The sequence below is a fragment of the Shewanella sp. 4t3-1-2LB genome, assembly GCF_017368415.1.
In the GTDB taxonomy this organism is placed as follows: Bacteria; Pseudomonadota; Gammaproteobacteria; order Enterobacterales; family Shewanellaceae; genus Shewanella; species Shewanella fodinae.
The window spans coordinates 1-7,553 of sequence record NZ_JAFNJD010000075.1 but is presented as its reverse complement, the minus strand read 5'-3'; the positions used below and the strand labels follow the sequence as shown (position 1 = coordinate 7,553).

The following is a 7,553-nucleotide window of genomic DNA, read 5'->3' as shown; positions in this document are numbered from 1 at the left end:
CCGCTCGCCGGCAGAGTAGCAAGCTACTCCCCGCTGCCGCTCGACTTGCATGTGTTAGGCCTGCCGCCAGCGTTCAATCTGAGCCATGATCAAACTCTTCAATTAAAAGTTTTTGACTCTAATGAATAACTGTTCTATTCGAACACTCTTCAGTGAGTTTTAAATCGTTTTGCGATTTCATTCACTGCGAGTGCCCACACAGATTGCTTGATATTTTGTTAAAGAGCGAATAAAAAGCCGCGCCACAAATCAGCTTGTGTCAGCGACTTATTCTGGACCGTTGCATCGGTCAGTGGATGCGCATTATAGGGAATCGATTTTTTTGTGCAACATCTAAATTGCCTTAAATTTGCTTAACACTACACGGATGCTTAGTTTTCAGCCAAAAACACTATTAAACACTATTAATTACCCAGTTTTGAAAGGTACGCTGGCACATCTGCAATTGAATCCAGAACGACTGTTGCCTCGTCAATGCCTTCTTGGGTTAGCGCTTTACCACTGCGGACCAAAATGCGTACCGGGATTCCGGCAGCTTTTGCAGCCCGCATGTCATCGGCTTTGTCACCTACGAGTGCGCTGGCAGATAGATCCAATTTCAGGAATTGCTGTGCACTTACTATCATTCCAGGCTTGGGTTTGCGGCAATCACAATCCTGTTTATACTTGCCAATCCCCTTGTCGGGGTGATGGGGACAATAATAGATACCATCTAGATCAACGCCTTTATCAGCAAAGTTCCAATCCATCCACTCTGTTAACTGATGAAATTGGTCTTCACTATATAAGCCACGAGCAATACCCGCCTGATTGGTGATAACCACCAATTTAAAACCCTGCTGTTTTAGGGCCAGACAGGCGTCAAATACTCCTTCAATATACTGAAAATCATCTATTTGGTGGACATAACCGTGATCAACATTAATCACGCCATCCCGATCCAGAAATACAGCTTTGTTCACGCTAGCGCTCTCCCACTATTTTGTTGGCTATATTATTCCATTGCGTTGACGAAAATGCATCGATGGATTATCGCCAGTGAGCTAGATAAGTCAGTTAGCGTAAATAATCGATAAAAACCATCATTGTCCACATCCTGACGCCATTTCCCCCTGCGACATGCTTTATTTATGCGCTGACTAGGGGTAACCTTAGCCACAGCAATTAGGGTGAATATAGTATACTAGCCGTTATTGCACTGAGTCGTCTGGCGATAGCCGTTATTCTGAACCAATAGCACAGAACACCAAACGTCGGGACGCTAACATCTCTCTGCAGCTTTATGCCAAAGCGCCAGCGCTGCAGTTAAGCCGATAAGTGAACAGCAAATTGAAAGAACCGTCTCGGGTGATTTCTTAACGAGAGATTTTCCATGCAGTATGCAACTATTACCGGTTGGGGCAAATGTGTACCACCAGCCATTCTGAGCAATGATGATCTGGCAACCTTCATGGAGACATCCGATGAATGGATTAAACCAAGAACCGGGATCAGCCGCCGCCACATCAGTCATGTCAATACATCAGAGATGGCTACTGTCGCCGCCAAACACGCGCTGGCCGCTGCAGGCATAGAGGGCAGCGAACTTGACATGATTATCCTGGCAACTGCCAGCCCTGACACTTTGATCCCCAACATCGCTTCTACCGTACAAGCCAATATTGGTGCTAACTGTGCGGCCTTTGATATCAACGCTGCCTGCAGCGGTTTCCTGTATGGAATGGGATTGGCTACTGCGCAAATAAAAAGTGGCCAGTGCCAGAAAGTTCTAGTTATCGGAGCAGAGCGCCTGAGTTTTTATATTGACTGGTCACGCCGAGAAACAGCGGTACTTTTTGGTGATGGTGCAGGGGCTGTGGTGCTTGAGGCTTCTGATATCGCTGGCGGTGTACTAGGGTACGAATTGAATAATGACCCAGAAGGCCGTGAAATTCTGAAAGCCAGCTTTGGAACCTCAATGGATCGTTATGTTGCCGAGTCACTAGATTTCTACATCCAGTTTGATGGCAAAGAGATCTTCAAACGTGCCATCCACGGTATGAGTACCCTCAGCGCCAAAGTTTTAGATAAATGTGGTATTGAGAAAGATGATGTTGACTGGGTAATTCCACATCAAGCAAATGAGCGCATCATTGATACCTTAGTACATAAAATGAAAATCCCACCAGAAAAAGCCTTTGTGAATATTGCCGAGTACGGTAATACCTCTGCCGCGACCATACCTATTGCAATCTGCGATGCATTGACCAAAGGGATGATCCAGCCAGGACAACACATTTTGTCTTGTGCTTTTGGTGCGGGACTCACCAGTGCCGCATTGTTGCTGAAATGGGGCGAACGCATCACACCGCTGAAAACATCTGATGCAACGCTCCCCCCCTGCGATGAAACTGGATTGCAGTTGATCCAGAAAGCAGTGAATTATTTCTGTCATCGCACTCAAAAATAACATCAAGCTGATTTGCTGAAATGACTAAAGCCCTGCTTTCATAACAGGGCTTTAATTTTATCTCCTTCCTGAACCACTATGGCTCACGGCCACCATAAAAATTCAGCAACGGCCACATGAGGATCGATGGATGCTGTCTGCGCTAAAAACAGTTCACCGCAGGCAATTGCATCCATTAACGCATTGTGTGCGGCATAAACAGGTAGATGATAACGTTGTCGACATGCACCAAGTCTGAGACATCCCTGAGGCAGAATATGGCGTTCACGTAACAATCGGCGCCGTTCAATCTGCAGGGTGTCCACCACCGGGAATCGCAACGCGGAGCCCGGAGCTTTCGGCACCAATGCCGATAAAAATGCCAGATCCAGTGGCGCATGGTGGAAAATCATTAACTTGCCCATAACCCGCTGCAATAACCAAGACAACAGATGCTGCTGTGCCAGTGTCTGTGCTTGCAAATGGCGGTCAACAATCCCATGAATGACGGCGCTTTGGCCGACACTGCCACTGATGCCAACTAACTGGTGTTCAGCTGTGGCAAGTTGCAATCGCTGCTGTATTAAGGGCACTAAACCGACAGAAATAATCTGATTTTGCTGCGGATCCAGTCCCGTCATTTCCATATCCACTGCAACTAATGATACGTCAGACAAAGGGCGTTGCAGCAGTGGATGTAAACTCTGATAATATTCCCGCAAAAGAGGAGCGGCACCTCGCGCCCGCCATGCCAGAGACAATTGTTGCCACGGGCTCATTTCAGAAGCTCCGCATAAATTTAAGCTTCAGCGCAGCCTGCGCATCGTGAACAACCTTGAAGGCATCTCGCAGTTGATGGCGCATCAATGATGACAATGCCTGGGGCCGGAGATAATTACTGAGAGCTTCTCGATTCTCATACTGACGCCCTTGGTTAGCCAAACGCATATGCGCAATAAACTCCAGTGCATCGGCTAAATTGAGACCATCTTTTCGCGTGAGAATCCCCTGCGCAATTAACACACGAATACGTTTAGCCGTGTTGACTTCATTAATCCCGGCAGACAACGCATATACGCGAGCAATATCGTTGATCAACACACTGCCCCGATGTTTGAGGTCTATGCCCTTTTCCTCAGAACCGTCGCGTTCCAGCACAAACTGTCGAAAGAATCCGAGTGGTGGAGATTCGCTCAAGGCATTGCCGGCCAATGCCGCCAAAAAAATATCGTTATCACAAGTGGTAGCTAACACTTGGTTCTGCAGCGCTGTAAACAGACTTTCTGGCCCGAAAACACAGCGCATGTCAAAGAATATACTGGCATGCATCAATGCTTTGGGCTCCGGCGTATTCACCCAACCGGAAAATTTCTGCTGCCAATTTTCTAACGACATTCTCCATGCAGGATTCTGCGCCATAATGTCACCGGGACAAAACACATAACCACAGTCATTAAGCCCACTGCACACGGCATGTGTCAGTGCATCAAAGTAAGCTGTTGCCGCCGCGTCCGGCTCCTTTGCCAATAACAAGCCATTATCTTGATCTGAACAGGCCATTTGGTCCTGCCGGCCCTGGCTGCCGAATGCCAACCAACAGAACGCTAGCGGAGGTTCGCCGAGCAATGCTTGATTTAACTGGATAAGCCGTCTGGTCAAAGCATCAGTCACACTGGTAAGGATACGGCCAATCTCTTCAGCTCGGGCATCTGCACCAATGAGATTTTGCAGCAACAACGGGATCTGTTTACTGACATGAATAAGGCTGGCAACATCCTGCTGTCTTTCTATTTCGCCAATCAAAAATATCGGTTGAGAGGATTGACTGCGAATAATATCGGTACTGGTCACCATGCCGACCGGTTGGCCATTTTCCAATACCGGCAAATGGTGAATATTATGCTGACTCATTTGCAACATTGCTTCAAATACTAAAGCATTGGCATCAATAGTTACCGGAGCGGAAGTCATTGCCTGATATACAGGTACATTACCATTTAATCCCTCGGCCAAAACCCGATTACGCAGATCTCTGTCAGTCAGTATCCCCACCAATTTCTGATTATCGATAACCAAGGCTGAAGAAACGCGGTGCTTACGCATCAGTTTCGCGGCATCACAAACCGGGGTTTTATGATCCACACTCACAGGCGCCATCACCATTAAACTGCTAATACGGTTTGCCGTCATTAACGCTACATTATGTGAAGCTTTCTGGTGCCGTAAACGCTTGGCATACGCCCGGTTAAAAAACCGATCAAACGCCCGGCAGCCAGCTCGCAGCTTTTCAAACAGGGACAACGTCAGGTGATAAACCAAACCATCTTCCAAGATCAGCACCTTGTTGCTGATAGACTCCCCAGACATCAACGATGGAAAACCGAAATAGTCTCCCGCGCCCAGCCGGTCTAATAATTCCCCCTCCGCATTGCGCACTTCAAAAGCCCCACTGCGAACAATGTAAAGCATGGGGTTTTCGGAGCTAAGCGGTACCGAGCCCGAAACTTTGCTGTAATAGCCAATGCTGACACTGCGACTGCACTCTTCCAACAGTTCAGCAGGTAACTCATTAAACGGGGCAATTTCGGCCAGGAAATTACGGATGGGCAACAATTCACTTTCGTCCATAGGATTAGTCTGCCGCGTTATCGATGCGTTAATAATGGCTGTTGTTTTACTATGCAGCCATCTGCCTTTGGTCTAATAAAAAAGGCGCCGAAGCGCCTTTTTTATTAATTAGTTATCAGTGACTATGTGCACTATCCGCCCCTTTAGGGAAACGAATGGATTCCACCATTTGTTGCACATCGTCGGGGACTGCGGCGGTCATTTTACTCACCACAGTTGCCACCACAAAGTTGATAACCATCCCGATCAAACCGATACCTTCGGGCGAGATCCCGAAGAGCCAGTTAGCGGGCACGTTAGCGGCCGGATTAACAAATTTGAAGTAGATGATATAAGAAGCGGTAAAGCCCAAACCTAATACCATCCCCGCGATTGCACCTTCTTTATTCATGGACTTGGAGAAAATCCCCATAATGATTGCCGGGAACAATGACGCTGCAGCAAGACCGAAGGCAAATGCCACCACCGCGGCCACAAATCCTGGAAGATTAACCCCAAAGTAACCAGCGATCACAATACCTATCGCCGCAGAAATACGGGCAAACATCAGTTCCTTCTTGTCGGAAATATCCGGCATGAAATTTTTCTTCAGTAGATCATGCGACACCGAGGTAGAAATCACCAATAGCAACCCTGCAGATGTAGACAATGCTGCTGCCAGACCACCAGCAGCCACCAGCGCAATCACCCACGCGGGCAAACCCGCAATCTCAGGCGTTGCCAATACGATGATGTCGTTGTCAATCTTCATCTCATTAGTTGAGCTGTCGTCAATTTTGCCTTTGCCATAGAACATTTTGCCGTCACCGTTTTTATCATTCCATTTGATAAGCCCGGTCTGTTCCCAGTTTTTGATCCAAGATGGTGCTGTTGCATGCGCCACGCCCTGACCATCAGCGCCATTGATTGTTTCAATCATGTTAACGCGAGAGAATACCGACAACGCGGGCACCGTGGTATAAAGAATGGCAATAAACACCAGAGCCCAACCAGTACTGGTACGTGCATCCTTCACTTTAGGAACGGTAAAGAAACGCACAATTACATGCGGCAAACCTGCGGTTCCCACCATCAACGCCGCAGTAATTGCAAAGACATCAATGGTACTCTTGGCGCCTTCGGTATATTCATTGAAACCAAGCTGAGTAGATAGGCCATCCAGTTTTTGTAGTAGATAAACCCCCGTATCATTTCCTGCGGCATCCAACACAGTAGAACCGAAACCAATCTGCGGCAGTACATGTCCGGTCATCATCACCGAGATAAAGATAGCTGGCACCATGAAAGCAAAGATCAGTACACAGTATTGGGCTACCTGAGTGTAAGTAATGCCCTTCATGCCCCCCAAAACCGCATAAAAGAACACAACAGCCATACCGATATAAACACCGGTATTTACGTCCACTTCGAGGAAGCGAGAAAATACCACCCCTACCCCACGCATCTGTCCAGCAATATAGGTAAAGCAGATGAAGATGGCACACACCACAGCGACGACTCGGGCGGTCTGTGAATAGTAACGTTCACCAATAAAATCTGGCACGGTAAATTTACCGAACTTTCTTAAATAGGGAGCAATACACAACGCCAGCAGTACATAACCACCAGTCCAGCCCATCAAATACACGCTGCCGTCATATCCCACAAACGAGATGATCCCCGCCATGGAAATAAAAGATGCGGCTGACATCCAGTCAGCTGCAGTAGCCATACCATTCATCACTGGCGGGACCCCACCGCCAGCAACATAAAATTCTTTGGTAGAGCCGGCTCTGGACCAGATGGCAATACCAATGTAGAGCGCGAACGACAGCCCTACAATCAGAAATGTCAGTGCTTGAACATCCATAGTCTGTTCCCCTTAGTCTTCGTGTACGTTATATTTTTTATCTAAGGCGTTCGCTTTGAAGGCGTAGATAAAAATCAGCGCCACGAACACATAAATGGAACCTTGCTGCGCAAACCAGAAGCCCAGTTTGAAGCCCATGAAGTGAATATTGTTGAGTACATCTGCAAACAAAATTCCACAGCCATAGGACACCACGAACCAGACAGCCAGCAGTCCCAGCACCAGACGCAAGTTCTCACGCCAGTAGCTCAGTGCCTTTTCGTTATTTTCAAAGCCCATTGTGCGACTCCCCATTACTAATTGTTATTAAGTCACATTTAATCTAGCAACCGCGACTTAGCTCACAATCAAGACCTTAGTCTAACCAACGTGCTACAACTGCTTAACATGTTTAAAAATCATATATAAATCATAATGTAAAAAATAAATTAGAAAAAAATGATTGATAGTGACTAAGCATTAGAATTAGACCAATGTCGAACAGCCAATGCCTTGAAAAAGACAAAAAAAGACCGGCAAATGCCTAATGCTGATCAGTTAAGCCAGATCGCTTGACGATCTCATTGAAAAGATCAAAATCCGATGACCACTCGTCATCGGATTTTTTTATGCAACTCACTACCGCGCTTGCACTGGCTAATGGCTATG

General features: G+C 47.1%; 6 protein-coding genes and 1 rRNA gene. 1 reads left to right on the top strand and 6 read right to left on the bottom strand.

The window, feature by feature from the left end:
• Nucleotides 1-105: ribosomal RNA gene (locus tag J3L11_RS18230) — 16S ribosomal RNA — on the bottom strand; the annotation flags it as partial.
• A 299-nt stretch (nucleotides 106-404) separates the two neighbouring features.
• Nucleotides 405-962, bottom strand: a complete 558-nt coding sequence (gene gmhB / locus J3L11_RS18225; protein ID WP_207571903.1) for a D-glycero-beta-D-manno-heptose 1,7-bisphosphate 7-phosphatase — start codon at nucleotides 960-962, stop codon at nucleotides 405-407.
• Nucleotides 963-1,372: 410 nt separating this feature from the next.
• On the opposite strand from gmhB, the gene J3L11_RS18220 reads away from it, so the two are divergent.
• Nucleotides 1,373-2,449, top strand: a complete 1,077-nt coding sequence (locus tag J3L11_RS18220) for a ketoacyl-ACP synthase III (RefSeq protein WP_189617857.1) — start codon at nucleotides 1,373-1,375, stop codon at nucleotides 2,447-2,449.
• 83 nt (nucleotides 2,450-2,532) lie between these two features.
• Here J3L11_RS18220 and J3L11_RS18215 read toward each other — a convergent pair whose 3' ends face one another.
• From J3L11_RS18215 to J3L11_RS18200, 4 genes are all read right to left on the bottom strand, one after another.
• Nucleotides 2,533-3,207, bottom strand: coding sequence for an exonuclease domain-containing protein (locus tag J3L11_RS18215; RefSeq protein ID WP_133039978.1), 675 nt, complete (start codon nucleotides 3,205-3,207; stop codon nucleotides 2,533-2,535).
• A 1-nt stretch (nucleotide 3,208) separates the two neighbouring features.
• Entirely contained in the window at nucleotides 3,209-5,056 is a 1,848-nt protein-coding gene (locus J3L11_RS18210; protein WP_189617859.1) for a DUF294 nucleotidyltransferase-like domain-containing protein, read from the bottom strand.
• Nucleotides 5,057-5,171: 115 nt separating this feature from the next.
• Nucleotides 5,172-6,905, bottom strand: coding sequence for a sodium:solute symporter family protein (locus J3L11_RS18205; protein WP_207571902.1), 1,734 nt, complete (start codon nucleotides 6,903-6,905; stop codon nucleotides 5,172-5,174).
• Between the two features lie 12 nt (nucleotides 6,906-6,917).
• Complete coding sequence (locus J3L11_RS18200; RefSeq protein ID WP_133039975.1) at nucleotides 6,918-7,184, bottom strand: DUF4212 domain-containing protein; 267 nt, start codon at nucleotides 7,182-7,184, stop codon at nucleotides 6,918-6,920.
• Nucleotides 7,185-7,553: the final 369 nt, after the last annotated feature.